The organism is Desulfovibrio piger, assembly GCF_951793255.1.
GTDB lineage: Bacteria > Desulfobacterota > Desulfovibrionia > Desulfovibrionales > Desulfovibrionaceae > Desulfovibrio.
In genome coordinates this window covers 2,064,688-2,090,360 of sequence record NZ_OX636706.1, presented here as the reverse complement: position 1 = coordinate 2,090,360, position 25,673 = coordinate 2,064,688, and the positions used below count along the sequence as shown (strand labels likewise).

Annotated in this window: 23 protein-coding genes, 5 tRNA genes and 3 pseudogenes; 12 read left to right on the top strand and 19 right to left on the bottom strand. The window is 61.2% G+C overall.

All coding sequences use genetic code 11. The features are described from left to right. The first annotated feature begins 49 nt into the window (after positions 1-49). Together Q4I12_RS09275 and Q4I12_RS09270 are read left to right on the top strand one after the other, a co-directional pair. Entirely contained in the window at positions 50-676 is a 627-nt protein-coding gene (locus Q4I12_RS09275; protein ID WP_300705934.1) for a GDSL-type esterase/lipase family protein, read from the top strand. A gap of 1 nt (position 677) precedes the next feature. Next, positions 678-899: a hypothetical protein gene (locus Q4I12_RS09270; protein WP_040369113.1), complete on the top strand. Its 222-nt coding sequence runs from the start codon at positions 678-680 to the stop codon at positions 897-899. Positions 900-1,315: 416 nt separating this feature from the next. Here the strand turns inward: Q4I12_RS09270 and Q4I12_RS09265 are convergent, their stop codons facing one another. Then, positions 1,316-3,127 (bottom strand): protein-disulfide reductase DsbD family protein, encoded by a 1,812-nt coding sequence (locus Q4I12_RS09265; protein WP_302261398.1) that lies wholly within the window; start codon positions 3,125-3,127, stop codon positions 1,316-1,318. 199 nt (positions 3,128-3,326) lie between these two features. Here Q4I12_RS09265 and Q4I12_RS09260 point away from each other — a divergent pair. The 4 genes from Q4I12_RS09260 to Q4I12_RS09245 all read left to right on the top strand — a co-directional run bounded on the left by Q4I12_RS09260 (position 3,327) and on the right by Q4I12_RS09245 (position 3,724). Beyond that, a tRNA-Lys gene (locus tag Q4I12_RS09260) sits at positions 3,327-3,402 on the top strand. A 31-nt stretch (positions 3,403-3,433) separates the two neighbouring features. Beyond that, positions 3,434-3,509: transfer RNA gene (locus tag Q4I12_RS09255), tRNA-Lys, on the top strand. Between the two features lie 32 nt (positions 3,510-3,541). After that, a tRNA-Lys gene (locus tag Q4I12_RS09250) sits at positions 3,542-3,617 on the top strand. 31 nt (positions 3,618-3,648) lie between these two features. After that, positions 3,649-3,724 (top strand) — tRNA-Lys (locus tag Q4I12_RS09245). Positions 3,725-4,344: 620 nt separating this feature from the next. On the opposite strand, the gene glpK is transcribed toward Q4I12_RS09245, so the two are convergent. Together glpK and Q4I12_RS09235 are read right to left on the bottom strand one after the other, a co-directional pair. Next, complete coding sequence (glpK, locus tag Q4I12_RS09240; protein WP_302261397.1) at positions 4,345-5,853, bottom strand: glycerol kinase GlpK; 1,509 nt, start codon at positions 5,851-5,853, stop codon at positions 4,345-4,347. Between the two features lie 107 nt (positions 5,854-5,960). Further along, the gene (locus tag Q4I12_RS09235) at positions 5,961-6,776 is read right to left on the bottom strand and encodes an MIP/aquaporin family protein (protein WP_204625241.1); all 816 of its coding nucleotides are present in this window, start codon (positions 6,774-6,776) and stop codon (positions 5,961-5,963) included. Positions 6,777-7,066: 290 nt separating this feature from the next. Here Q4I12_RS09235 and Q4I12_RS09230 point away from each other — a divergent pair, with 290 nt between their 5' ends. Beyond that, complete coding sequence (locus tag Q4I12_RS09230; protein ID WP_204625240.1) at positions 7,067-8,011, top strand: helix-turn-helix transcriptional regulator; 945 nt, start codon at positions 7,067-7,069, stop codon at positions 8,009-8,011. Between the two features lie 261 nt (positions 8,012-8,272). On the opposite strand, the gene Q4I12_RS09225 is transcribed toward Q4I12_RS09230, so the two are convergent. The 7 genes and pseudogenes from Q4I12_RS09225 to Q4I12_RS09195 all read right to left on the bottom strand — a co-directional run bounded on the left by Q4I12_RS09225 (position 8,273) and on the right by Q4I12_RS09195 (position 14,101). Further along, entirely contained in the window at positions 8,273-9,265 is a 993-nt protein-coding gene (locus tag Q4I12_RS09225; protein ID WP_297159862.1) for a Smr/MutS family protein, read from the bottom strand. Between the two features lie 166 nt (positions 9,266-9,431). Beyond that, positions 9,432-9,803, bottom strand: a pseudogene (secG, locus tag Q4I12_RS09220) (preprotein translocase subunit SecG); the annotation flags it as partial. Positions 9,804-9,845: 42 nt separating this feature from the next. Then, positions 9,846-10,592, bottom strand: coding sequence for a triose-phosphate isomerase (gene tpiA, locus Q4I12_RS09215; protein ID WP_168936234.1), 747 nt, complete (start codon positions 10,590-10,592; stop codon positions 9,846-9,848). A gap of 16 nt (positions 10,593-10,608) precedes the next feature. Further along, positions 10,609-11,076: a ribosomal protein S18-alanine N-acetyltransferase gene (gene rimI, locus Q4I12_RS09210; RefSeq protein WP_168936235.1), complete on the bottom strand. Its 468-nt coding sequence runs from the start codon at positions 11,074-11,076 to the stop codon at positions 10,609-10,611. Next, complete coding sequence (locus Q4I12_RS09205; RefSeq protein WP_302261396.1) at positions 11,073-11,882, bottom strand: inositol monophosphatase family protein; 810 nt, start codon at positions 11,880-11,882, stop codon at positions 11,073-11,075. The genes rimI and Q4I12_RS09205 overlap by 4 nt, the downstream gene beginning before the upstream one ends. Before the next feature lie 155 nt (positions 11,883-12,037). Continuing rightward, on the bottom strand, positions 12,038-13,063 hold the full coding sequence (locus Q4I12_RS09200; protein WP_302261395.1) for a rod shape-determining protein: 1,026 nt from the start codon (positions 13,061-13,063) through the stop codon (positions 12,038-12,040). A gap of 3 nt (positions 13,064-13,066) precedes the next feature. After that, the gene (locus Q4I12_RS09195) at positions 13,067-14,101 is read right to left on the bottom strand and encodes a GAF domain-containing protein (protein ID WP_006004530.1); all 1,035 of its coding nucleotides are present in this window, start codon (positions 14,099-14,101) and stop codon (positions 13,067-13,069) included. A 198-nt stretch (positions 14,102-14,299) separates the two neighbouring features. On the opposite strand from Q4I12_RS09195, the gene Q4I12_RS09190 reads away from it, so the two are divergent. Genes Q4I12_RS09190 through Q4I12_RS09175 form a run of 4 tightly spaced genes read left to right on the top strand, consistent with a single transcriptional unit; the run spans position 14,300 to position 18,809 of the window. Next, a complete protein-coding gene (locus Q4I12_RS09190; protein WP_168936238.1) occupies positions 14,300-16,018 on the top strand; it encodes a hypothetical protein in 1,719 nt (572 codons plus the stop codon). Continuing rightward, positions 16,015-16,752: a 16S rRNA (uracil(1498)-N(3))-methyltransferase gene (locus Q4I12_RS09185; protein WP_204625233.1), complete on the top strand. Its 738-nt coding sequence runs from the start codon at positions 16,015-16,017 to the stop codon at positions 16,750-16,752. Before Q4I12_RS09190 ends, Q4I12_RS09185 begins: the two co-directional genes overlap by 4 nt. Before the next feature lie 9 nt (positions 16,753-16,761). Continuing rightward, positions 16,762-17,988, top strand: coding sequence for a replication-associated recombination protein A (locus tag Q4I12_RS09180; RefSeq protein ID WP_168936240.1), 1,227 nt, complete (start codon positions 16,762-16,764; stop codon positions 17,986-17,988). Continuing rightward, positions 17,988-18,809 (top strand): lysophospholipid acyltransferase family protein, encoded by an 822-nt coding sequence (locus Q4I12_RS09175; RefSeq protein ID WP_297159857.1) that lies wholly within the window; start codon positions 17,988-17,990, stop codon positions 18,807-18,809. Before Q4I12_RS09180 ends, Q4I12_RS09175 begins: the two co-directional genes overlap by 1 nt. Positions 18,810-18,955: 146 nt before the next feature. Here Q4I12_RS09175 and tnpA (Q4I12_RS09170) read toward each other — a convergent pair. The 9 genes and pseudogenes from tnpA (Q4I12_RS09170) to Q4I12_RS09130 form a co-directional block, all read right to left on the bottom strand. Next, positions 18,956-19,324, bottom strand: a pseudogene (gene tnpA / locus Q4I12_RS09170) (IS200/IS605 family transposase); the annotation flags it as partial. A 143-nt stretch (positions 19,325-19,467) separates the two neighbouring features. After that, the gene (gene tnpA, locus Q4I12_RS09165) at positions 19,468-19,896 is read right to left on the bottom strand and encodes an IS200/IS605 family transposase (protein ID WP_302260190.1); all 429 of its coding nucleotides are present in this window, start codon (positions 19,894-19,896) and stop codon (positions 19,468-19,470) included. Between the two features lie 23 nt (positions 19,897-19,919). Further along, a protein-coding gene (locus tag Q4I12_RS09160; protein WP_437438856.1) for an IS5 family transposase occupies positions 19,920-20,731 on the bottom strand; the annotation gives its coding sequence in 2 pieces (ribosomal slippage) (positions 19,920-20,389 and positions 20,389-20,731; 813 coding nt in all). Positions 20,732-20,784: 53 nt separating this feature from the next. Then, positions 20,785-20,871: pseudogene (locus Q4I12_RS09155) on the bottom strand (IS200/IS605 family transposase); the annotation flags it as partial. Between the two features lie 211 nt (positions 20,872-21,082). Further along, positions 21,083-21,256: an HTH domain-containing protein gene (locus Q4I12_RS09150; RefSeq protein ID WP_006004519.1), complete on the bottom strand. Its 174-nt coding sequence runs from the start codon at positions 21,254-21,256 to the stop codon at positions 21,083-21,085. A 264-nt stretch (positions 21,257-21,520) separates the two neighbouring features. Beyond that, a tRNA-Arg gene (locus Q4I12_RS09145) sits at positions 21,521-21,597 on the bottom strand. A gap of 171 nt (positions 21,598-21,768) precedes the next feature. Next, on the bottom strand, positions 21,769-22,713 hold the full coding sequence (locus Q4I12_RS09140; RefSeq protein WP_302261394.1) for a GGDEF domain-containing protein: 945 nt from the start codon (positions 22,711-22,713) through the stop codon (positions 21,769-21,771). A 365-nt stretch (positions 22,714-23,078) separates the two neighbouring features. Beyond that, on the bottom strand, positions 23,079-23,987 hold the full coding sequence (locus tag Q4I12_RS09135) for a DMT family transporter (protein WP_168936188.1): 909 nt from the start codon (positions 23,985-23,987) through the stop codon (positions 23,079-23,081). A 26-nt stretch (positions 23,988-24,013) separates the two neighbouring features. Continuing rightward, positions 24,014-24,280: a DksA/TraR family C4-type zinc finger protein gene (locus Q4I12_RS09130; RefSeq protein WP_204625229.1), complete on the bottom strand. Its 267-nt coding sequence runs from the start codon at positions 24,278-24,280 to the stop codon at positions 24,014-24,016. Positions 24,281-24,829: 549 nt separating this feature from the next. On the opposite strand from Q4I12_RS09130, the gene Q4I12_RS09125 reads away from it, so the two are divergent. Further along, entirely contained in the window at positions 24,830-25,663 is an 834-nt protein-coding gene (locus Q4I12_RS09125; RefSeq protein WP_168936190.1) for a phosphate ABC transporter substrate-binding protein, read from the top strand. Positions 25,664-25,673: the final 10 nt, after the last annotated feature.

Below are 25,673 nucleotides of genomic sequence, written 5' to 3'. Positions count from 1 at the left end.
TGCCGGAAAGCATCCCGCCCAATATGTTCTGCTCATATCAGGAGGCATCATGGCTCCCCGTTCCACCACGGAAACGTTCTTCTTTTTCGGTGATTCCCTGACCCTGGGCGTCAATGACAATGCCATGCCCGGCGGCTGGGTCAGCCGCCTTGTGCTGCTGGGTTCCCAGGCCGGCTGGTACGATATGCCGCCCGCCACCTTCTACAATCTGGGCGTGCGCCGCCATACCTCCACGGACATCGCCGCCCGCTGGCAGGCCGAAGTGGCGTCCCGCCAGATCCCCGGCACCATCAACCATCTGGCCTTCTGCCCGGGCGTGGTGGACATGTCTCCTGCCCAGATGCGGCCGGTGGACGAGGTCTGCGCCACGGTCATGCAGATGCTGGATCAGGCCTCGGCCCTGGGTCCGGTCTTGCTTATCTGCCCGCCTCCTGTTAAAGAGCCCGCCATGAGCCAGCGCATCGCCTCGCTCTGCGAGGTCTATGTGACGGCATGTGCCCGCAAGGGACATCCCTGTGCCGATGTGCACGCCGCTCTGGCGGCCTCGCCCGAGTACATGGATGATCTTGAGGATGGCCTGCATCCCGGCCCGCAGGGCGCTGCCCTGATGGCCCGTCTGCTGGCCGAAGACCCGGCCGTACGCCGCTTTTTTCTGACCGCCAAACAGGAAGATTGATATGGGCTCCTGCCAGCCTTTCGTCGATGACGAACCCTTTGACAAGCGCGTGAAGACGCTTGCCGACAATGAATTGCTGGAGATCTGGGAAGAGACCCAGCAGCTGGAAGATCTGCTGCGCACCCAGATGCAGACCGACCTTGCCATGGCCCCCGAATACGAGCGCCTCATCGTCAGTGAGCTGCAGCTGCGCAGCAACAGGGCTTTGCTGCACGTCCGCTAGTGTTGCCGGATCGTTGGGCGGGCGGTCCCGTGGGCTTTTCTTGCTCACAGACACAATCTGTGACCGCCAGCGCGCCGTCCGGCGCACAGAGGGAAGCCATTCCCCTCCCTGCCCTTCCTCAAACACGTTTCCTCAGGCCGGTCCCCTCGCGGGGCCGGCCTTCATTTTTCCCAGTTTTTTCGCATCATGCGGCCCGGAACCTTCCTTTTTGGCGCCACGAGCATAGGAAAGCCCCAGCTTTCGCGACCCAGGAATGGCCGCAGCCGCAAACGCCCTCTTCCTTTCCGGGGCGATCCATCATTCGCCAGGCCTCAAGTCCCCCATGCCAGACAGGGATACCTGCAAAGAAAGCCCATAAAAAAAGGCCTGTGGCGTCACCACAGGCCTTTCATCATTTTCAGGTCATACGGCTCAGGCTATTGCCCGAACGCTTTTTCCAGGGCATCTTCCAGCGTCCCGGCCGTATAGACGTCACGCAGCACCAGCGGGGACGAAGCCTGCTCGCCTGCCGGGAACAGGGCCGTCAGCGGTATGCTCTTGCTGCCCAGGGCCTCCAGCAGGCGGATGCCGTACGCATTGACGCCCGTCAGATCCACGCGGATCAGTTCCATACCGTAGCGCGCACGCAGCTTGCGCATCCGCTCATCGGTCAGCACCGTAGCTTCCAGCACCTTGCAGTTGGGGCAGGAATCCGCCGTGAATTCCAGCAGCATGGCTTTCTGGCCCAGATCGGCCTGGAACTGTTCGGGGCTGAATTCCCGCCACTGCACCAGCGGTGCGGCAGGTCGCAGGACCCAGATGAAGGAGCCCACCAGTATCAGGACCGTCAGGGCCCCGATGATGCGGCAACGCAGGCGGGGAGAGGCGGGGCCGCAGAACTGGCCCCAGAGCCAGGCCACCAGCGAAAGCACCAGCAGCACGCACAGGACCTGCATATGCTTTTCCACCGGCAGGATGGAGAGCAGATACAGGGCCGTGCCCAGCAGGCAGAAGCCCAGGACGCGTTCAAAGACTTTCATCCAGTTGCCCGGACGCGGCAGGATGCGGGCCAGCTGGGGCCAGATGCTGAACAGGATGTACGGCAGGGCCATGCCCAGGCCCACGGCCCAAAAGACCACCATCAGGACCAGCAGCGGCTGGGTGAAGGCCCAGCCCAGCACACCGCCCAGCAGCGGACCGCTGCACGGCGTGGCCAGGAAGGTGGAGACCAGACCGGTCAGGTAGGGTTGCAGACGGGGATTCTTGCTGTTGGCACCGGCCTTGAGGTCGATGACCGGCAGGGTGAAGACCCCCAGCATGGAAAGGCCCATGAGGAAGACCAGCATCACCAGGCCCAGCAGCAGGCTCTGCTGCTGATAGAGCTGCCCCCAGATCATGTCGGCGGCGCCCAGCACCAGAGCCAGCAGGGTGAACAGGGTCATGATGCCTGCGGAGAAAAAGAGGTTGTGCTCGCGGAAACGCCGCAGGCTCTCCTTGTCTCCCCTGCCGCCCATGAGCAGCAGACCGCTGATCTTGAAGGTCAGCACCGGCAGGACGCAGGGCATGGCATTGAGCAGCAGGCCCGCCAGAATGCCCACGGCAAGCGCCATGCCGAATCCCGATATCTCCACAGAGCCGTCAGCATACTGCGGCGTCAGCTCCAGGGCAAAACCGTCCGGGGGCGGCAGGGGCTTTTCGCCGTCTTCCTCCTGCAGGGCGGCCAGCGGGTCCTGCGCCGGATCCGTAACGGCACTCAGGCCGCCCGCTCCGCCCTCGTCCATGGCAAAAGGCAGACCGGAAACAGGGGCGCTGCCTTTGGAGAGCACGGGCGGCAAACGCCGCAATTCTTCCCAGCGGGCCTTCCAGGGGGCCTCTTCCAATCCGGGCAAGGTATCCGGTACCTGGCCGCTGATGGTCTGCGAGACCGGAAGACAATTGCGCGAGGAACAGAGCAGCATGCTCAGGACAGCCTCAAAGCCGCGATGCCGGGCCTCGTGCGGCAAAAGGACGAACAGGGTCGTGGGGCTTTCGTAAACGTAGACGGTCGCATCAGGATCGAACAGATCCCGCTGCATGAAGCCCTGCGGATACCAGACGGGCAGACCGCTGCCGTCATCCAGACGGATGGAAAGCGTGGTCGGGCGTCCGGCATCTCCGGATTCATGGGCATAGGCATGGTAACCTTGCGGGAATGCCATCTCCACAGCCATAACGATGCCGTCAGGGCCTTCAGCAAAATGCGGCTGCACGGATACGATGTCCGCCGCAGCGGACTCTCTCGTATCTATTTGGAATATAAACAAAAATAAAACAAGCACCCCAATCAGGGCAGCAAAGTTCCGTGTTTTTTTCATCAAATACCTCTGGGAAGGCACTATAAAATCTTTTTTTTTCTTTTAAAAGTGTTGACAGAGAGGCCGCAAAAGAGTAGGTCTCTTTTTCGCGGATGGGTCATTAGCTCAATTGGTAGAGCAGCTGACTCTTAATCAGTTGGTTCGGGGTTCGAGTCCCTGATGGCCCACCATCCTAACAATCGCATATGTTTCCACGCTTGTGGGTCATTAGCTCAATTGGTAGAGCAGCTGACTCTTAATCAGTTGGTTCGGGGTTCGAGTCCCTGATGGCCCACCACCATGATACCAACCGCTTTTTGCGGATATCGTGGGTCATTAGCTCAATTGGTAGAGCAGCTGACTCTTAATCAGTTGGTTCGGGGTTCGAGTCCCTGATGGCCCACCACAAGATATCAACCGCCTTTTGCGGACATCATGGGTCATTAGCTCAATTGGTAGAGCAGCTGACTCTTAATCAGTTGGTTCGGGGTTCGAGTCCCTGATGGCCCACCATATTTCGCCCTTGCAGGAAACTGCAAGGGCTTTTTTTATGCGCATAGCTTCTGCCTGACTGCGGACGCCCCTGCCGGATGCGCTTTCATGCTCCTCTTTGCGTACTGCCACCCTGCGCTTCCTCCCTCCTTTGGGCGGGCCGCATCAGAGGCCTGACGTTATCCCCGGTCAGCCTTTGCAGCCTGCCTGCGTCATCTTGCATGCATCTGGACCGGCCGCACGGTCTTTCCTTTCGCCTCTCCAGTCCTCCCGATGCGGACGGCCATCGTTCTTTTTCCCCGCTGTGAGCCTTCTGTACCCCTGTCCCGCTTCGATCCGCTTTCCCGCCACGGGACTCCTCTACCATACCCTGCACCCCCCTGTGGCGATCCGGCGCGACAAACGGACATCAGGTTGCCCTGGGGCATCATATGCCAACCGGAAGTGGCCCTCCTCCTCTGCCCTGTTTACCTGACCTGCCACTGCCGGTCGAACACACGCACATAGCTGTGCCCTGCCACTTCGCGTCGAGCCCCGACAGGCTGCCCCCCATAAAACGAAGAGGAAGGAAAGCCGGGGCTTCCCTTCCTCCTGTCAACGCGGCGGTCACCGCGCATCACAAATCTTGTCCTAGGCTGTACCTAGTCTTCCACGTCGATCCACTGCAGGGCGCGGGACACGGCCTTTTTCCAGCCCTTGTAACGCTGCACCTGCTTTTCCTTGTCCGCGGAAGGCTCAAAAACACGTTCGATGTGCAGGCGGTTGCGCACGTCGTCCAGGCCGTTCCAGTACCCCACGGCCAGACCGGCCAGGAAAGCAGCACCCAGGGCCGTCACTTCCAGCGTGGCGGGACGTTCCACATTGACGCCCAGGATGTCGGACTGGAACTGCATCAGGAAGTTGTTGGCGCTGGCACCGCCGTCCACACGCAGGGCCTGCAGCGGGATGCCGGAATCCGCCTGCATGGCTTCGATGACGTCCTTGCTCTGGTAGGCGATGGATTCCAGCGTGGCGCGGATGATGTGGCTGGCGTTGGTGCCGCGGGTCAGGCCCACGATGGCGCCGCGGGCATAGGGATCCCAGTAGGGAGCGCCCAGACCGGTGAAGGCCGGGATCACATAGACATCGTTGGAGGTCTCCGCCTTGTTGGCGAAGTATTCCGTATCACGGGCATCGTTGACGATCTTCAGCTCGTCCCGCAGCCACTGGATGGCGGAACCGCCCACGAAGATGGAACCTTCCAGGGCGTAGCAGGCTTCGCCACGGGGACCGCAGGCAAGAGTGGTGATGAGGCCGTTCTTGGAGCTGACAGCGGTCTTGCCGGTGTTCATGAGCATGAAGCAGCCGGTGCCGTAGGTATTCTTGGCCATGCCGTTTTCCACGCACAGATGCCCGAACAGGGCCGCCTGCTGGTCACCGGCGATGCCCGCGATGGGGATGCGCGTACCGCCCTTGCCGCCGATGTTGGTCTGGCCGTAGACCGTGGACGAAGGCTTGACTTCGGGTAGCATGGAGCGCGGGATGCCCAGCATGGAGAGGATGTGCTCGTCCCACTCCAGCTTGTGGATATTGAACAGCATGGTGCGCGAGGCATTGGTATAGTCGGTCACGTGCACGCGGCCCTGGGTCATGTTCCAGATCAGCCAGGTGTCGATGGTGCCGAACAGCAGCTGCCCCTTCTCCGCCTTTTCACGGGCGCCGGGCACATTGTCCAGGATCCACTTGATCTTGGTGCCGGAGAAATAGGGGTCCAGCAGCAGGCCGGTATTTTCCCGCACGTATTCCTCAAAGCCTTCGTTCTTGCGCAGCTCGTCGCAGATCTGCGCGGTACGGCGGCACTGCCAGACGATGGCATTGTACACGGGCTTGCCCGTATCCTTTTCCCAGACCACCGTGGTCTCGCGCTGGTTGGTGATGCCGATGGCCGCCACTTCGTCCGAAGAGATGCCCACGCTGGCCAGGGCTTCGGTCAGCGTGGAGCTCTGGGTGGCCCAGATCTGGCGGGGATCATGCTCCACCCAGCCCGGACGGGGGTAGATCTGGGGGAACTCGCGCTGCACCACAGCCACGATGTTGACGTCCTGATCCAGCACGACGGTGCGGGAACTGGTGGTACCCTGGTCCAGGGCAACGATATATTTGCCTTGCATAGCTTTTTTCTCCAGTGATGTTCAAAGGGGACCGGCAGGCACCGGCCTGCGTGACAGGATAACCGCAGAACGTGTCACCTGTCCATCGGCCCCTCCGTTCAGGGCCTTTAGGCCTTGTCCTCGGCGGCCGCGTTGCGATCCAGGGCCACCACGATGATGCGCTTGTAGATCCAGCCGCCGATACAGGCCCCGATGATGGGCGCAATGAGCGGCACCAGGAAGTACGGCAGGCTCAGGTTGTCGTTGAGCGGATAGCCGGTCATCACATCCGTGCCCCAGCCCGCCAGAGCGGCGAACAGACGCGGGCCGAAGTCACGCGCGGCATTCATGGCAAAGCCGGTCAGCGGGCCGAAGCTGGCGCCGATGAGCGCCACCAGCAGACCGATGAGCAGGCCGCCCAGATTGCCCTTGGGAGCCGTATTGCGGCCATCCACCAGAGCATAGATCAGGCACATGAGCACGGCCGTGATGACCAGCTCCACGAAAAAGGCCTGGAAAAAGGTGATCTTGGGATGGGGGAAGGTACAGAAGATCCCGGCCAGCGCCGTCATCTTGGCGGGATCGCCCGCCGTGGCGGCCACGGCATCGGCAAACAGATTGTAATACATGGCATAGGCCAGCGCCGCAGCACAGAAACCGGCCACCATCTGCACCAGGATGTAGGGCACGACCTTGCGCTTATCGAAATCCCCGAACAACGCCAGGGCGATGGTCACGGACGGATTGAGGTGCGCGCCGCACACACCGCCGCAAACATAGACGCCCATGGCCACGGCAAGACCCCAGACGATGCTGATCTCCCACTGGCCAAAGCTGGCCCCCGCCAGCTTGAGCGCCCCCACGCAGCCGATGCCGCACAGCAGGAAAATGAAGGTGCCCAGAAATTCTGAAAGATAAATGTGCGTATTACCTGTTTTTTTCATAAACTCTCCACCATTGTTTCCCAATTCCTGCAAGAGGGCGAAAGCTTTCTCCATAAGGCTCTTACGGCTCTTCCAGGATCACCAATTGCTCTGTGGCAGCACACCTACCACGCTATTGTGACAATTCTGTAACAAAGAGGAATGATTGTCTTTTATTTGTCACATCATCCTGCATCCGTGCACAGGTCACAAAAAACAGCCAGAACCTACAAAAAAACACCTGCCTGTGCAATATTGGCCTTGCTTCACGGCATGTCAGCATCTAGCATAAGCCGGACAGGAGGTTCGTCATGCCCAGTAAACTGGATCCCGATGCCCGTACCGGTGACAAGCTGCTGCGTCTTTTCCGCAAGCTGCTCTTCGATAACAGGCGCCATTTCCAGCAGGACCTGGCGCGCGAACTCAACTGCTCGCCCCAGACGGTCATCCGTCTGATGGAACAGATCGAAAGCGCCGTAGGCATCGCCCTGGAAATGGGCACGGAACAGCGCCGCCGCTGGTATCGCCTGAATCCCGGAGAAAAGGGGCATCTGGGCCTCGATTTCGAGGAGCTGCGCTTTCTGACCCTGTGCCGCCGCATGGCGGGAGGCATCCTGCCGGAACAGACCCTGCAGCGTGTGGACAGGACCATCCAGCGCCTGGCCATGCACATGGCGGATCCGCACTTCCAGGATCAGGACGATTTTGCCTTCTACATCAAGGGGCGCATCAATTACACACCCTTTGCGGACACCATCGAGCGCCTCGTCCAGGCCGCCCGCTGCCAGACCGTCTGCCGGATCCGCTACAAAGCCGTGGGCAAGGCGGAGCCGCGAATCCACCGCTTCATCCCCGTACGCATGGCCGCCATGAACAATGCCCTGTATGTGCTGGGCGGCCAGCTGGGTGAGGAGGGGCTCGAAGTCGAACATCCCTGTACCCTGGCCGTCCATCGTATCCAGAACGTGGAGCTGACCGGGGACCATGTCCGTTACAGCCGCGACGATGACGAGCATGGCGGCTTTGGCCTGCCCTGGCACGAACCGCGAACTTTCCATATCCGCGTATCCCCCAATGCCGCCGACTATGTACGGGAGCGCATCTGGGCCACCAACCAGCAGATCGAGGACTGCGAAGATGGTGGCCTCATCCTGACCCTGACCACCCGCAGCGAACCGGAATTGCGCGCCTGGGTCCGCAGTTTCGGAGATGCGGCTGTCCTGCTGGAGGACGACACGCCCCGGGAGCAGGACTAAAGCGCAGCCCCTCTGCCTGTCTCTTGCGGAAACGGCAGGCGCCCCTGTGCCCACCTCCAGGATACAAAGGGACAAGGGGCTCCCCCTCTCCTGCAACTGTGCCGACAGGCATATGCTTTCCGCCTTGCCGGACAAGCCAGTATCTTTGCAGCCTGCATACCTGCGTTTGAGGGAACAAAAAACAGGCATAAAAAAAGGACGTCCGAAGACGTCCTTTTTTTATGCCTGTCATCAAGGGCAGCGCAGTTCGTACAGCGCTGTCTATTCGTAAAGATCCGCGTCAGCGGGCATCCGCTCCCAGTAGACACGGCCCTTTTTCTTGTATTTGCGCAACAGCACATAGACGCTGCCGGGACCGCCGTCATGCGGCTGGGCCGTGCAGAAGGCCAGGACAACGCGCTTGAAGGGGTCCTGGGTGAGCCAGGACTGCAATTTGCCGCGCAGCACGCCCACGCCGTCCGGGGAGTTCTTGCCGCGGCCGGGCACCACCAAAATGGTCCGCAGGCCCTTGTACCAGCTGCCGCGCATGAAACCGCGCAGGGTCTCGAAAGCCTGCTGGGCATTGAGGCCGTGCAGGTCGAGGTGCGCCTCGGGGCTCAGGCCTCCGGCGCGCAGCTTGTTCATGATCATCTGGTCCAGCCCCACCACATGGCCTTCCATGTATTCATCGGTCATGGACAGGGCAAATTCCAGCTTGCCGTCCAGGAAATCCTGCAGGCTGGTATCCGCGGACGGCGGCGGCGTGCTCTGGGCCACTGCGGGCGGCACGTCCCGCCCCTTGCCCTGCAGAGGCGTCACCTGCTTCATGGCCAGCAAAAAGTCATCTTCCTCACTGGCCGCCACCACAGCTTCCAGCCCGGCGGCCGCATCCGCCTTACCGGTAGGTGCGGCAACAGCTCCGGCAGCTGCGGGGACCGCGGCTCCGCTCTCCTTGTGGGGGGCGCTGCCCTTTTTCTTCTTTTCCTTGAGCTTCTTCACCTGCGGCATGGCGCACTGCTCTTCCATGGCAAAGCCGCCCTGCCCCGCTCCCTGACCGCGGGCCGCACCGCCGTGAGCCGACTGGCGCTCCACATTGCTCATGGCGGACAGGAACAGGGAGGCGTCCGCGTCATCCGCAGGCACGGCAGCCTGGCGCGCGATGCGCTTGCCGCGTTTTTCCGGCGCCGCAGGGGCACCCGTCTTTTTCTGCTGCGGGAACCGTCCTTTTTCCAGAGCCTTGAAGGGATTGTTCTTGAAGCTGTTGTCGTCTGTCATGGGAGCCCCCTGTTGCTGAAAAAAAAGCCGCGGCAGGACCGCGGCTTTTTCCATTGGATCAAAAAAACGTCTACTGCTGGGCAGGCTGGGCTGCGGGAGCGTCCGCAGCAGGAGCCTCAGCGGCGGGAGCTTCGGAAGCCGCAGGGGCCTCAGGAGCATCGGCAGGGGCGGCAGCAGCCGGAGCAGCCGCGGGAGCTTCGCTGGTCGCGGCAGGCTGGGCCGGAGCAGCAGCTTCAGGCGCGGCAGCGGGCTTGGCAGGCACGTCTTCGATGGTCAGGGGTTCGACCTTGAGCACGGCGGATTCATCGCTGGGACGCGAGCTGGTCACATAGGTGTAGCTCAGCGAGGTCACCACGAAGACCACGGCCATGAAGGCGGTCATCTTGGCCAGCATGCCGCCGGCACCGCTGCTGCCGAACACAGAGGTATTGCCGCCACCGAAAATGACGCCCATACCTTCCTTGCCGGCCTGCAAGAGAATGAGAATGACGAGCACCACACAAACAATGATATGAAGCGTCAGAATAAGGGTCTGCACAAGAGCCTCCCAGGGGCACGACGTAAATGAAGAACTTCAGGCCTAGGCCCGGATAATCTGCACAAAACTTTGCGCGTCCAAAGAAGCGCCACCTATCAGAAGACCATCCACATTGTCAAGTCCGATAAGGTTACCGGCATTGGCCGGTTTGACGCTCCCACCATACAGGATCGGGATCCTGTTGCCGGTCTCGCCCAGGCGCTCGCACAGCAGGCGACGCACCACGGCGTGGGTGGCCAGCACTTCGTCGGGACCGGCGACCTTGCCGGTACCGATGGCCCACACGGGCTCATAGGCCACAGCAAAGCGGCCTTCCAGCGCGTCCCCTCCGGCGGGCAGGCCGCTGTCCAGCTGACGGCGCAGCACGTCTTCCAGCTGGCCGGATTCGCGCTCTTCCAGCTTTTCCCCGATGCAGAGCATGACCTTGAGGCCCTGCTCCAGGGCAAAGGCCGTCTTGCGGCCCACCAGCTCATCGGATTCGCCCAGCACGTGACGGCGCTCGGAATGTCCGGTCAGCACCCAGACCGCACCGGCGTCCTGCAGCATGCGCGGCGAGATCTCGCCGGTGAACGCCCCTTCCACGGCAGGCCACACATCCTGCGCACCGGCCTGCGCCTGCGAAGCGGCAAAAGCGTCCGCCACCTCGGCGATGGCCGTGAAGGGCGCGAACACCACCACTTCGTGCGGGGTCGGCTGTTCGTTCAGGGCAGCAGCCACGGCAGCGGCCGTTTCGCGGGCTTCCTGCCGGGTCTTGTACATTTTCCAGTTGGCAGCGATGATCTTCTGCATGGAAATATCCTCTCTGTCAGTCCTGCGGTGCCAGATCACACTGATAGATCAGGGCATCTTCGCCGGTGTCCGCATAATAGCGGGGCCGTTTGCCCACCCGGACGAAGCCGCATTTCTCGTATAAGGCGATGGCCGGGGCATTCCCGGTACGGACTTCAAGCAAAGCCCTGTTGATACCTGTTTTTTCAGCTTCTTGCAAGGCTGTGCGCAAAAGCCGTTCGCCCAGTCCCTGCCGCCGTGCAACGGGCAGGACGGCCAGGTTGAGCACTTCCAGCTCGTCCGCTGCCTGATAGAGCGAGATATAGCCCTGCAACACGCCCGCTTCTTCCAGCCCGTAAGCCACGAAAGCCTGCTGGCTGAAGGCGGCCCGGCACTGCTCCTCGCTCCACGGCAGGGAAAAACAGGCGGCCTCCAGTGCCTGCATGGCGGCAGCGTCCCCGGCCGTCAGGCGGCGGGGGGCCGTATCCCCGGCAGGCAGGCTCATGCGGGGCGCCTTTCCGCCCGCACGGGCGTCACGGCCGCCAGCAGATGCCGCAGTTCCTTGTGCACCAGGCCGTTGCTGGCCATGATCTCGTCCCCGAAGGTATACGGACGTCCATCCAGCGTCGTGACCCGCCCGCCGGCTTCTTCCACCAGCAGCCAGCCGGCAGCCACGTCCCAGGGCTTGAGCAGCATCTCGTAGAAGGCGTCCTGCCGCCCGGCGGCCACATAGGCCAGATCCACCGAGGCGGCCCCGATACGGCGCACGCCCTGGGCCTTGGGCAGCACCAGGGCCAGACGGGCCAGCACATCGTCCAGGCGTTCGGCGATCGCGTAGGGGAACCCCGTAGCCACCACGGCATCGGACAGGACCTCGGCCGAGCTCACATGGATGGGCTCGCCGTTGCGGAAGGCCCCCATGCCCAGACCGGCCCAGAAACATTCATCCATCATGGGCACGTTCACCACGCCCAGCACCACATGGCCGTCCGCCCACAGGGCCACGGACGTCCCCACCTGGGGGATTCGGTGCACGAAATTGGTGGTGCCGTCCACGGGATCGATGATCCAGCACAGGGGCGACGGCTCCTGACCGGCCACGCAGCTTTCCTCGGCCAGGAATTCGGCCTGCGGCAGCAGTTCTCCCAGACGTTCCTTGAGGAAGGCCTCCACGGCCACGTCCGTTTCCGTCACCAGGTCGATACCGCCCTTGTGCCTGACGGCATGCGTTTTTTCCCACTGGCGGCGGATGATGTCGCCGCTCTCGCGCACGACGTCCACCACATCCTGCAAAAATCGGGCTGTCAGCATGAAACGATGTCCCAAGGCCGGCCCCCCTGCCCGGCAGGGGCGCGCGGCAGTTGCAAGGACAGGACGCACGGCGGCCATCCCGGCCGAAAACCTGCCCGCCCTTCCGGCATGGCGGACGCCATGTCCAAAAGAGGCAGGAGAAGCGCCCGTCTGTCCTAATTAATGAAAATCCCTTCGTAATCCTCGCGGTACAGCATGGCCTGCGCCGTCCCGCGCAACACCGTGGTCAGGGGATCCTTGTCCACCGCGACCTTCAGGTGCGTCGCCCGGGCGATGCACTGGTCCAGACCGCGCAGCAGGGCCCCGCCTCCGGCCATGAGCAGCCCGTTGTCGTACACGTCGGCGGCCAGTGCCGGCGGCGCCTGCTCCAGCGCGCGCAGCACGGTCTCCACCACGGCCTGGACAGGATCGTGCAGGGCCTCGCAGATGTCGCCCTCGGTCACGGTCACCACCCGGGGGCCGCCATAGACAAGATCCTTGCCGGACACTTCCAGCCGCAGGCTGTTGTTCTGGGGCAGGGCCGCACCAAGGATTTTTTTGACGTTTTCCGCCGTATTCTCGCCCACTTCGAGGCGAAAGGCCTCACGCAGGTAATGCTGCACGGCCAGGTTCATGGCATCACCGGCCACGCGCACCGACTGCGAGACCGCTATGCCTGCCATGCTGATGAGCGCCACTTCGCTGGTGCCGCCGCCGATGTCCAGCACCAGGTTGCCCAGGGGCTCCTGCACGGGCATGCCCGCCCCGATGGCCGCGGCCATGGGTTCTTCCACCAGGGAGACCGAACGTGCGCCCGACAGCAGGGCCGCGTCGATGACGGCTTTTTTCTCCACCTGGGTGATGCCCGTGGGGATACAGATCACCATGGACGGCTTGACCAGACGCAGACCGGAGATGCACTTGCCCACGAAATGGGCGATCATCTCGCGGGTGATGTCGAAGTCGGCGATGACGCCGTCCTTCATGGGCCGAATGGCGCAGATGTTCTGGGGCGTGCGGCCCAGATATTCCTTGGCGGCAGCGCCCACGGCCAGCACCTTGCGGCTGACCGCGTCCACAGCCACCACCGAGGGCTCATTGATGAAAATGCCATGCTTCCTGGTGTACAGCAGCGTGTTGGCCGTACCAAGATCCATGGCAATGTCCTGGGTCAGGAACCTGCTGAAAAATCGGGACAGCATGGCTTAAGGATTCTTGACGGGCGGCACCGGAGCGGTATCGGGATCGTAGCGGCGGGGGCCCTGGCTGTGGACCGTGCCCTGCGGCAGCAGGGAGCGCAGACGTACCCGCAGGTACAGATTTTCGAGGAACAGGGCCAGATGGTCCACGGCCTGACGCACGAAGGAGCGCAGGGACTCGTCGATGCTGCGCGTGGACGTATGCGCCAGACAGAGCACACCGCGCGTGCTCTTGTTGATCTGTACCGGCAGGCAGATGATGGCCTGGAAATCGGGCATGCCCGGCAGCTTGCCGAACAGCATGGTGGAGGGAGCGCCTTCCAGCCCTTCGTTGATGACGGGCTGGTCGTTGCTGAAGACCCAGCCGGCAATGCCGCTGCCTACGGGCAGGACCATGGGCTCGCCGTTTTCCAGCACCAGGCGGGCGGACTCGCATTCCACACAGTAGCTCTCACCGGGAACATCCACCGAAGCGAATGCGCAGTAGTCGAAGCCCGTGGCATCGACCATGGTACGCACATAATTCTGGATGAACTGCGACCAGCGGCGGTAACGGAAGCGCAGCTCCTGGATCACGGCCAGCTCGGCGAAATAGCGGGGGATGTCCCCGGCCATTTCCTGACGGCCCTTGCTGGCCTGCTGGCGGGAGACCAGCTCGGCAAAAAGCTGCAGCAGCTTGTAGTCCCTGTCAGTGAAGGAATACTGCCGCTTGCTGTCCACGCACAGGGCACCGCCCGTGGGCACGGGACACCCCATGAATGCCTTGATGCCGGCTTCCTCGCCTTCCCGGTAATAGCCGAGCTTGTGCTTGTGCTGGTCGAAATTGGGGACCAGCATCTGCTGGCGGTTGCGGATGATCCAGTCTACCAGGCTCCCCGACGAAAGCATGGCCCCCTGCTCCACCCCTTCGCCAAGGCTGAAGGAGGCCGCGAGATAATGCTCCTCACCATTTTCGGAGGGCAGGAAAAGGACGGCGGAGTAGGCATCGAAAACACTGCAAACGATGCTGAGGATGTGTTGTTCAAGAGTATTGGCAGTCATGTCGGTACGCGTTTGATGGTGGGCCCGGGCACAAGCCCGGGACTGACGCACGAAAGTGTACCAAAGCAGCATAGCGCCCGCAACAGCTTTTCGCCCGCACCGGCGGCCCGGCGGGCAAAAACGACAAATCCCGGGAGCGCCTCTGGAAATTCCCCCCAAAAGCAGTTACTCTTTACAGAGAATCGGGTAAGGTTGCACATGATCAAGTGGCAAGAGATCTTCAGCAAGGACGGCTTTCACTGGCAGGATGCCTATACGACATCCGAGCCGGTCGTCATCGCGCGTCTTGACGAGCTCAAGCGCTTTCTCGATGCCGTGCATATCCGCTTCTGTCTGGTCAAGCCCTATCAGGAGCACAAGAACTACCCGCTGGTGGAAGGCCGCGAACTTTTGCCCTCGTTCGACAACGACATGTTCGAATACAAGGACCTGCCGGGCTTCTCCATGGTGGCTTTTGCCCGTCAGCTGGACTATTTTTCCGAGACCTTCCAGTTCGACAAACTGCACCCCATCGTCATGGAAGCCGACGGCGCCTGCTGCCCGCTGGAGAACCAGGTCCTTGCCCGCAACGTGCAGACCCTGGCCTCCCGCCTGCCGCGCATGCACCAGGACATCTTCCGCCAGCAGTTCGCCAATGCCGATACCGTGATCCTGGACAATTATCCCTCGCTCATGCCCTATCTGCTGGCCATGGACAGGGCCCAGGTGCTCGCCCTCGATGCGGACCGGCAGTTCCACCTGGCGGGGGTCTTCGCCTCCTTCCCTTCGGACATCGACAGCGAGCTCAAACGCTTCGGCATGCGCATCGGCAAATTCGTCTATGGCGACAGCGAGATCTACGAACGCAACCGCATGTTCGTCTACCAGTACCTGATGGAGCTCTACGGCTTCCCCATCGTCTCGGAACGCCGCACCTCCAGCGCGCTCTTTGCCCGCAAGCTGCACAAGCTGGGCGAGCACTTCATGCTGCGCGTCCTGGGCCAGACGGACCGTACCATCACCACCTATACGTCCATGGGCCAGAGCACCCGCTACCCCCTGCTGGAAAAGATCGCCCTCATCTCCGTGGACGAGGATCAGGAGGAAGCCCTCGAGACGCTGGAAAAAGGCGGCTACTTCCTGGACCGTGACCGCCGGGTCGTCATCATCCGCGTCACCTACCGGCAGCACCGCTTCGATGCCAGCAACGTGCAGCAGGACCGCGCCCTTTCCGTGGCTTGGCAGGAGATCCTGCATCCGCTCACGGGCGCGCCCCTGGCCGGGCTGAACATCATCAAGGACACCTCCAACATGTTCCTGCGCCTCAACGACATCGTGCGCGGTGAATACACCGGCCGCATCGTCTTCAAGCGCACGGAGATCGTGGAGAACACCGATACCGACGAGAAGCGCCTCAAATTCCTCTATGCCTGGCTCACCAAGCACCAGCGGCGCATGATAGGCTACAGCGACGACTTTTTTGCCAAGGTCAGCCGCGTACTCAACGGCTATCTCTACTCGCCGGACAATGACGATGCCTTCAGCAACATGCGCGAGCTGCACCGCGAGGTCTGTACCCGCTTCAGCTACATCCAGCAGGCTCGGCGCGTCCGCATCCTCGAGGACCTGGCCCAGCGCAAGGCCAAGGTGGGCCGCATGGGCTACCGCCAGATGATGCGCGAGGCCCTCGACCTGCTGACGGACCTGAAATTCGAGATCGTCAACTTTTTCCCGGCACTGGTGGACGGCATCGTGGACAGCGTGGAACGCATCCTTTCCGATGCCTACCTGCGCCGCACCTACATGGAACCTCCCGAATCCCGGCTGACCAAAGCCGGTCTGGAGATACGCAAGAATTACGGCCGTCTCGTCTCGCTGCAGGACGGCTTCAAGGCCGTGCGCCGCGCGCGGACGGCAAAAGGATCCAACGCATCATGAGTCTGCACCGCTTTTATCTTCCTCCCGAACAATGGGCCCACGATCTCTGGCTGGAAGGCCAGGAAGCCAAGCATCTGGTCCAGGTGCTGCGCCTGGCCCCGGGCGAGGAGGTCCTGCTGCTCGACGGCCAGGGCCGCAGCGGCCGTTTCGCCATCGCCGAAACAGCCAAAAAGAAGGCCCGCCTTGTCCTGCAGGAAGAACAGATGGCGCCCGCGCCGGAATCCCGCGCCGTCATGGCGCTGGCCTTCAGCAAGGCCGTGCGCCGCGGTTTCTTTATGGAAAAGGCCGTGGAGCTGGGTGCCCATGCCGTCTGGCTCTGGCAGGGTGACCACAGCCAGGGCAAACTGCCTGCCGATGCCGCCGAGGCTTGCCGCGGACAGCTCATCGCCGGAGCCAAGCAGTGCGGCAATCCCTGGTTGCCGCAGGTGGAGGCCCTGACCGGCGGTGTGGACGAGCTGGTCCGCCGCGCCGCCACGGCCGACCGCCGCATCCTGCCCTGGGAGATGCAGGACACCGTGAGCATGCTCACGCCCCAGCTGGCCGGACGTCCCGGCACCACCGTGTACGTCATCGGCCCCGAGGGCGGCTTTTCCCAGCGGGAGCTGGACAGCCTGCGGGCGGCGCAGTTCACCTTCGTCAGCCTGGGGGCCCGTGTGCTGCGCTGCGAGACCGCCGCGACCCTGTGCCTGGGCCTGCACTGGTGGGCCTCCCATCTGGCGGATCCGGCGGAATAAAGGACAGCCATGACCGCACAAAAGCCCCTGCCGGAGCGCATGCGCCCCGACGATCCCGATCTTTTTCTCGGGCAGAGCCATCTGGCAAGCCGCCTCAAGTCGCTCATGGCGGCGGAGCGCCTGCCCAGCCTGCTGTTTTTCGGCCCGCCGGGCTGCGGCAAGTCCACGCTGGCCCTGCTGCTGGCGCGTTCCCGCAAGCGTCCCTATCTGCGTCTCAGCGCGCCGGAGGCAGGCTTGCAGCACCTGCGCCGCTCCCTCAACGGCATCGAGATCCTGGTACTCGACGAGCTGCACCGCTTTTCCAAGGCGCAGCAGGACTTTTTCCTGCCGTTGGTGGAATCGGGCGAGCTGACCCTGCTGGCCACCACGACGGAGAACCCGTCGTTCAGCGTCACCCGGCAGCTGCTCTCGCGCCTGCACGTGCTGCGCCTGCGCCCCCTGGGGCGCTCGGAACTGATGGAGCTGGCCCGGCGCGGCGCCGAACAGACGGGCGTGACGCTTAGCGACGAGGTGCTGGACATCATCACCGCCGCGGCCCACGGGGATGCCCGTACCCTGCTCAATCTGGTGGAGTACGCCGCTTCCCTGCCCGAGGAGATGCGCGAGCCCGAGCAGCTCAAGTCCGCCCTGCCCGAAGTCATGATGCGCCATGACAAGGACGGTGACAGCCATTACGAGCTGGCCTCGGCCCTCATCAAATCCATCCGCGGCAGCGATCCCGACGCGGCCCTCTACTATCTGGCCTGCCTGCTGGAAGGCGGCGAGGACCCGCGCTTCATCTGCCGCCGCCTCATCCTTTCCGCTTCGGAGGATGTGGGCCTGGCCGATCCCAATGCCCTGCCCCTGGCCGTCTCCTGCCAGCAGGCCGTGGAATTCGTGGGCATGCCCGAAGGCTTCATCCCGCTGGCCGAGACGGTGGTCTACCTGGCCCTGGCCCGCAAGAGCAACAGCAGCTACGCCGCCTACCTGACCGCCGCCCGCGAAGTCAAATACAACGGAGCGCGGCCCGTGCCCCTGCATCTGCGCAACGCCAGTACGCAGTTGCAAAAGGAATGGGGCTACGGCAAGGAATACAAATATCCCCACAACTACCCTGACGGCTGGGTGGAACAGGATTACCTGCCCGCCGAGCTCGTGGGACGCCGCTTTTACCAGCCCCGCGACATGGGCGACGAAGCCCGCCTGAGCCAGTGGTGGCGCAAGATCCATAAAATCAGAAAAACGGAAGAATCCTGATGCAACAGTATCAAGAAGGGGTCGTCGAGGCCCCGTTCGGCGATCTTTCCACCTATGTCAGCACGGCCCCGCAGCTGGGCGCCCCTGCCCGTTTCCCGGCCCTGAGATTCTACAGCAGCCTGCTGGCGGGCCCCGTGTTCTGGCTGTGCCGCAGGGCCGCCAAAGGCCTGTGTGACGACAGCGCCTGGGTCCACGCCAGCCTGCGTGTGACGGAACTCATCGAGCGCGTGGGCTGCCCGGTGAGCATCGAAGGCATGGAGAACATCTCGGCCACGCGCGGCCCCTGCGTCTTCGTGGCCAACCACATGAGCACGCTGGAGACCTTCATGCTGCCCGGCATCATCCGGCCCCACCGTGCCGTGACGTTCGTGATGAAAAAAAGCCTGGTCACCCTGCCCTTCTTCGGGGCCGTCATGCGCTCCCGCGATCCCATCGTTGTGGGCCGCACCAATCCCCGCGAAGACCTGACGGCCGTCCTGGAAGGCGGGGTGGAACGCCTGAAGAAAGGCATCTCCATCATCGTCTTTCCCCAGAGCACCCGCACCCCGGATTTCGATCCCCAGCACTTCAACACCATCGGGGTCAAGCTGGCCCGCAAGGCCGGTGTGCCCGTGGTGCCGCTGGCTCTCAAGACCGATGCCTGGGGCACGGGGAAAAAGCTCAAGGAGCTGGGCCCCATCAAAAGCGGCCTGCCGGTGCGCTACAAGTTCGCCGCGCCCATGGATATCCACGGCAACGGCCGCGAGGAGCAGGCCTTCATCTGCGATTTCATCGGCTCCCAGCTGGCCAGCTGGCGCAAGGAGGACGGCATCAACGCCTAGTCTTGCAGCCCCTTGCGGCCGGGGAAGTGAATCAGAACCACCCGCAAAGCGGGTGGTTTGCTCTGGCCCTGTAAGGGCCTGTTACCGGCTGCGCCTAAAGACGCTGGCTTTCACGCTGTTCAAGCCCAGTGCCCTTGCCGCCTTGGCTACCCCTTAAAGGGGTCTTGATATTCGCGTGATGTCAGCTTGTCTCTCATAATGTCGTGACGTTCCTGATCCTGGATATATTTTTTGATCGTTGCCTCATTAAGCCCCACCGTACTGACATAATATCCTTCGGCCCAAAATTTTCTGTTGCCAAACTTATATTTAAGGTTTGCGTGCTTATCGAATATCATCAACGAACTTTTCCCTTTCAGGTAGCCCATGAAATTTGCCACACTGATTTTAGGAGGAATGGACACCAGCATGTGGACATGATCCGGCATCAGATGCCCTTCCAGAATCTCAACCCCTTTATATTTGCAGAGGCATTGCAGAATTTCTTTTATACTTTCACGGAGCTGTGCGAAGATTAGAACTCATTTCATAATTAATGGGCAATTTTTATAACTCTTCTCATTGAACACTCCACCGGCTAAAGCCGGTGGATTCACCGTGGCGACTAAAGTCGCGTTCCGGCTAAAGCCGGTATGGCCCCTGCTGAAGCAGGCTGAAGTCATTCCCCCTCAATTCGGAAGGTTTCATCTGCATCTTCCTGTTGCGTGATGTATTGCTTAATGACCTCATCGGTCACATTGCCACTGCTGCAACAGAAATAGCCACGCGCCCACATATGACGTCCCCAGTACTGGCGGCGCAACAATGGAAATTCATTTATCATGGCATGCGCGGTTCGGCCTTTCAGTTGTTGCATCAACTTGCTCACAGCAAGGCTTGGTGAAATCGAAACGAAAAGATGGATATGGTCGGGTGCTATATGTCCTTTGAGAATTTCCACCTGATGCTTTTCACAGATGCCGCGTATCAGCGACCTGGCTCTCTGGGCGATGTCGCCTGACAAAATCTTTTTCCTGTACTTGGTTATCCAGACCAGGTGCAGGTGAATTGAAAAAACACTGTGGGAGCCTTTACGATAATTGCTCATGCCCACAGACTACAAAAGAAACGCTAAAGCCGCCACCTAAAGGTGGGGGTTTTACCCCTCCCTGAGTGGGACAATAAAATCATAGAAAAAGCAAGGTGGACAAGAGCCGTAAAACGTTCAACGCACCTTTCCCAACGAGTTATTGCCTTTTTAAATTTGTTAAGCCACGCAAAAAGGCGTTCAATTTTCCATCTTCTTTTGTAACGGCGCAAGAGCCGTCCGTCTTGCGTCGCCGGCTTTTTACGATTCTTGCGGTGCGGCGCGATGAGTTCAATTCCCTGAGAAGCAAGGGCTTCATCAAGCGGATCGCTGTCATAGGCACGATCCCCAATAATTCTTCGGGGTCGTCCCAACGTGACAATTTCATTGATTGTAGCCTGGACAAGTCTGACTTCATGAGGGTTAGCAGAATCCGTGTACACGGCGATAGGTAAACCAGAAGCGTCAGCAATAACCATGAGCTTCGTACCTTTGCCCCGCTTGGTCTTTCCCACTTTTGGGCCCCTTTTTTTGCGACAACGAATGTGCCGTCAATGAAGCATTCTTCCAGATTTATCAGGCCATTATCTTCAAGATGCCGGGCCAGAGACTCCAGAATTTTTCGAAGCCTTCCATCTTTTACCCATTTGCTGAATCTCCGATAGCAAGTTGCGGAAGATGGAAACCTGTCCGGTAAGTCCGCCCATGCCGCGCCTGTACGCAAGACCCAGAGGACGCCATTTAAAACTTCTCTGTCAGAATGAATTTGTGGACGTCCTGCGCCTGTGCGCTCTTTCTGAAAAAGAGGTTCCAGGACAGACCATTGATCATCAGTTAGCATTTCGGCTTTGCTCATTTTTTGAGACTAACCGAAACCTTAAATTTTCTCCAGAATTATGAAATGACTTCTATTTTTCTTCTATATTTTGGAGTAAAGACGATATGATACTTGCACAACCATTTCGTATGCGCTAGGCTATGAGCCTTGGTTCCCATAACAAAAACACCTTTCCGTTAATGTTGCGATGGGCTTGAACAACTTCATCGTAGCGGAAAGGTGTTTTTGTGTGTATAACGTATTGTCTCCACCCGCATAGCGGGTGGTTTTTTGTTTCGCGCCTGTCAGGCGCTCAACAGGCTAAAGCCCATAATAACGAAGGGCGGACCCTTGCGGGCCCGCCCTTTTCCATACTCGTTGCTGCGAGGATTATTCCGCCGGAGCGTAATAACAACGCTTGGGCGACATGACCTTGCCTTCCTTCTTCAGTTCGGCAATGGCCTTGCTGACTTCCTTGGAATCCACTCCCAGTTCCTTGGCGATGTCGCCAGGACGCAGGGGCTTTCCGGCATTGACCAGGACTTCCAGAACTTTGTTTTCCATGGGCTGTTTTCCTCCTTGGGATGTGCGTATGCACGTTACGGGGGGCTGGGCCGAACGGCCGGACCTGTCTGGGAACGCAGGCCCGGGCCGATGTCCGCCTTGTAGCATAGAGCCTGCGGCCTGAAAAGAGACCCGGCAGGAGATCCCGGCGCTGCTTTGCAGTACGCCGCAAGAGGGAGGACAGATACACTGATGCAGGCCTTTCGAAATGCCACTGTACATAGCAAAAAAGGCGACCAGTAAAACTGATCGCCTGAATTTGCATGGTGCGCCCGAAGAGATTCGAACTCCTGGCCTACAGGTTCGTAGCCTGTTGCTCTATCCAGCTGAGCTACGAGCGCGTCGTGAGAAGCTATGTATAGAAAACAGCTCACGGAGTCAAGCGTTTAGCAAAAGAATTTTTCAAAAAAGTGAAAGGATGCCGGAAAAGATGCTTTCACCGCCCTGGAAAAGGCGAGCAGTCCTCCTCCCCCGCCGGCCCTGCCCTACGGGCAAAACACAGGGAGCGCCGGTCATTCCTGTTCCGGCCAATAGTGCCTGCGGTCATGCTCCTTGCAGGCGTAAAAATCCCGCTTGGCAAGGTACATCTTTTTGTCCGCTTCGTTGATCTGCTCGTCGATATTGCCCCGCTCGGCACGCCAGGAAATACCGCAGGAGATGGAGATATGACTTTCCTCCATGGCCCGGAGCGCATTCTCGACACAAGCATGGAAGGCTTCGCGGCCGGATTCGCGGTCGATGACGATGAACTCGTCGCCACCTATGCGGTAGGCCTTTTTGCCAAAGGCCTGGAGGAGGCACTCCGCGGTGCGACGGATGAGGGCATCACCGGCCTGATGTCCCTGGAGGTCATTGATCTTCTTCAGGCCGTTCAGGTCGAAATAGGCGATGCCCAAGCTGCCGCAATCCTTTCCGGACAGGGAGTCACAGACCTGGTTGTATCTGTTTCTGTTGTACAGCCCGGTGGAAAGATCCTCCACATACATCTGGGCGATGACGTCGTGCTGCTCGGCGATCTGCCTTTTCTGGAGCTCGATCTGCTCCCGGAGATAGCGGCGGGACTCCTCAGCCATTTTTTCAGGAAATCCGCTGTCGCTCGCGTCCATCTCGCTGTAAGGGTTGGAAAGGTGGAGATGACAGCAGCGGGGCCCCTGCGCCGTCCAGCGGAAAACCGTGGTGATGCGCTGGTGAACGCGCAGGCAGATGCCGGAATCCAGAACAGTGGCGACCCAGAGCATGCCCGTACAGATGAACAGGTCCGGCATGGGCCGGATGACGTCATAGTGCTCTTCGCCTATCTCGCAGCGGGGCACCCTGCCTGCGAAGGCCCGGAACGTCCTGATGACGGTCGCCGGATCGACGGCGTACTCATGCTCCCCGGCACCGAACCAGCTGAAGGCATCGTCAAGATGGGAGAGCAGGAGCTCCGTATCGTTCTCGCAGTAGTGCTTATGCAAAAAAAGCCGCGTCAGTTCCGCGATCTTCCGTTGCTTCGCATCGTCTGTCAAAGAGGCATGCGGCATCCGTGCACCCCCTTGTCTTCATTGCCGGTAGCGATCCCCCATGCGCGCGGGCCTCAGGCTCCGGTCCCGCCATGCCGGGTCTTCTTTCCGAAAGGCGATGACCGGTACGGCAGCCGCACCACACGCAGCTGCTCCCATGCGCGCGAAGCAGACCGGTCCGGACGTCCAAACACATCATGGCTGAAGGTATGATACTTCGAGCTTTCTGGATGGTATCCCCTTTTGTCCCGCATGGCTATAGCCTGCTGCCTCCTTCGGGCCTTCAGGAGCGGCATCCCCGCTAAAAAACAGGTATCCGGCTAGGACCGGGCCGCGTCCTTCCCCTTTTTCCGGCCGCCCGGCTTCAGCTCGCTGACCAGCACCCCTGCCAGGATCATGGCCCCGCCCAGCAGCGCCAGCCCCGGCAGGCGTTCCCCGGCCATGCGGCCGAAGATGCCCGCCCAGACCGGTTCACAGGAATAGATGAGCGTGGCACGGGTGGGCGAGACCTTTTTCTGCGCCCAGTTGATGGCGTACTGGATGCCCGCCGTGGAAACGCCCAGGGCAAAGGCGCTGCCCAGCACCAGCCAGGAAGGCGGCGGCACGCTTTCGCCCACCAGGGGCATGGTGGCAAAACTGAGCAAAGAGGCCATGAGCACCTGCACGATGGTGACGCGCCGGGCATTGACGCTGCGGGCCACCAGACCGATGAGTATGATCTCCATGGCGATGGCCAGCGCGCTGATGGCCGTCAGCATCTCGCCCCAGCCAAAGCCCGCGCTGCTGTCATCGGGCCCGGACAGCAGCAGGACGCCGGGAAAGGCCAGCGCGATGCCCACCCAGGCCATCAAATGCGGCGGGCGCTTCATGACCAGCCATTGCAGCAGGGGCACCAGCGGCACATAGAAGGCCGTGATGAAGGCCGACTTGCTGGCCGTGATGGTCTGAAGGCCACAGGTCTGCAGGGCATAACCGCCAAAGATGCACAGGCCTATGCTCATGCCAGCCCAGACTTCCCGCCAGGTGAAGTCCTTGAGCAGCGGCAGGGAGAACAGGATCAGGGCCAGGGCGGCAAAAGCGAAACGCACGCCCACGAAAAAGAAGGGCCCCGTGGCTTCCAGGGCACTGCGGATGATGATGAAGGTGGCGCCCCAGATCATGGTGATCAGGACCAGGGAACCTTCCTCCAGGGGGATGCGCGCCCGCAGACGCGCCAACAAGCCCGACATACGATCTTCCTTGTCCTTGCTCAGGATCAGCGCAGCTGGCTGTCCTTGCTGCCTTTGCGGTTGTACAGATGCACGGCGTGCTGCTCTTTGTCGGCTTCCTGCTGGCATTCCAGGCACAGCCGCACACCGGGCAGGGCCCGCCGCCGGGCTTCGGGGATGGGTTCGCCGCATTCCTCACAAAAAGCACGGCTCTCGCCCCGGGGCAGACAGGCTCTGGCCCGCCGCACCTCGTCAGCAATGGAATCCTGGATCTGATCCTGCACGGCATTGTCGCCCGCCCAGCCTACCGCCATGGTGTACCTCCCCGATATGTTCCGCAGTGATCCTGCCGCGCTACCGTCTTGCGGCAACGGGGACAGACTATAGTCATGCTCCCCGCTCCAAGGCAAGAAGGCATTATCGTATGCAGGGGCATCGTATTGACCCCGCCTTCCTTTCTTCTTACACTGGGACATTATTGTGAACACGCCGCCTTTGGGCGGCAATGGCTGGAGGTCACCATGCATATCCGTTTCTGTTGACGCATGCGCCGGACTCCCGTGGGGAGATCTGTGCGTTCAGGCATGTGTGCCGGAAACGGATGGTCCTGGCGGCTCCCAGACAGCGCAAGACCTTTCCGGGCGATGCCTCCGAGGTAGGATGCTGCCCAGCATCGCCCGCCCGCCGCTTTCCTGCACCTTTCCTGGATAATGTGTCCCGATATGCTTTCGGGGTGTGCTGTCGCGGTCCCGGACCGCACGCACGCGCCCGTCCTCTGCCGGTGTTCCCGGTTCGAGGCGACGCGCCCGGCGCGTTTCCCGCTGTTCCCGCAACAGCCCACATTTTCCGTACGAGAGGTCATCATGAAAACCTGCCGTTTCCTGCTGCCCGCCCTGATGGCGGGCCTGATCTTTGCCATGACGTCCCACGCCGCTCCGCTGGACAGCTTCAAGGGCCTTTCCGGCACGCTTGATATCGCCGGCGGCACGGCCCACATCCCGGTCATGAAAGGCGCCGCCAAAAACATCATGACCGCCAATCCCGACATCCGCATCACCGTGGCCGGCGGCGGCTCCGGCGTGGGGGTGCAGCAGGTGGGCGAAGGCCTGGTGCAGATCGGCAATACCGGCCGCGCCCTCAAGGAAAAGGAGATCGCCAAGTACGGTCTGCAGAGCTTCCCCTTTGCCATCGACGGTGTGGCCCTGGTGGTCAACCCCGCCAACAAGGTGCGGGCCATCACGGCCCAGCAGGCCCAGGACATCTTTGCCGGCAAGATCACCAACTGGAAGGCCCTGGGCGGCGCTGACGCCCCCATCACGGTCTACACCCGCGAAGACGGCAGCGGCACCCGTGAAGTCTTTGTGGAAAAGGCCCTGAAAAAAGGCCCCATCGTGGCTTCCGCCAATGTGGTGAACTCCAACGGCGCCATGAAGACGGCCATCGGCCAGGACAAGCTGGGCATCGGTTATGTGGGCATCGGCCATGTGGACAAGAGCGTGGCTGCCCTGACCTTCGACAAGATGGTCCCCTCGCAGGAAAACGCCGCCTCCGGCGCCTACACCCTGACCCGCCTGCTGTACATGAACACCAAGGGTGCGCCCTCCGGCCTGACCAAGGCCTTCATCGACTATATCTACTCGCCTGAAGGCAGCGCCATCATCGAAAAGAGCGGCTACATCCCCACCGGCCGCAAGTAATCCGTCATCG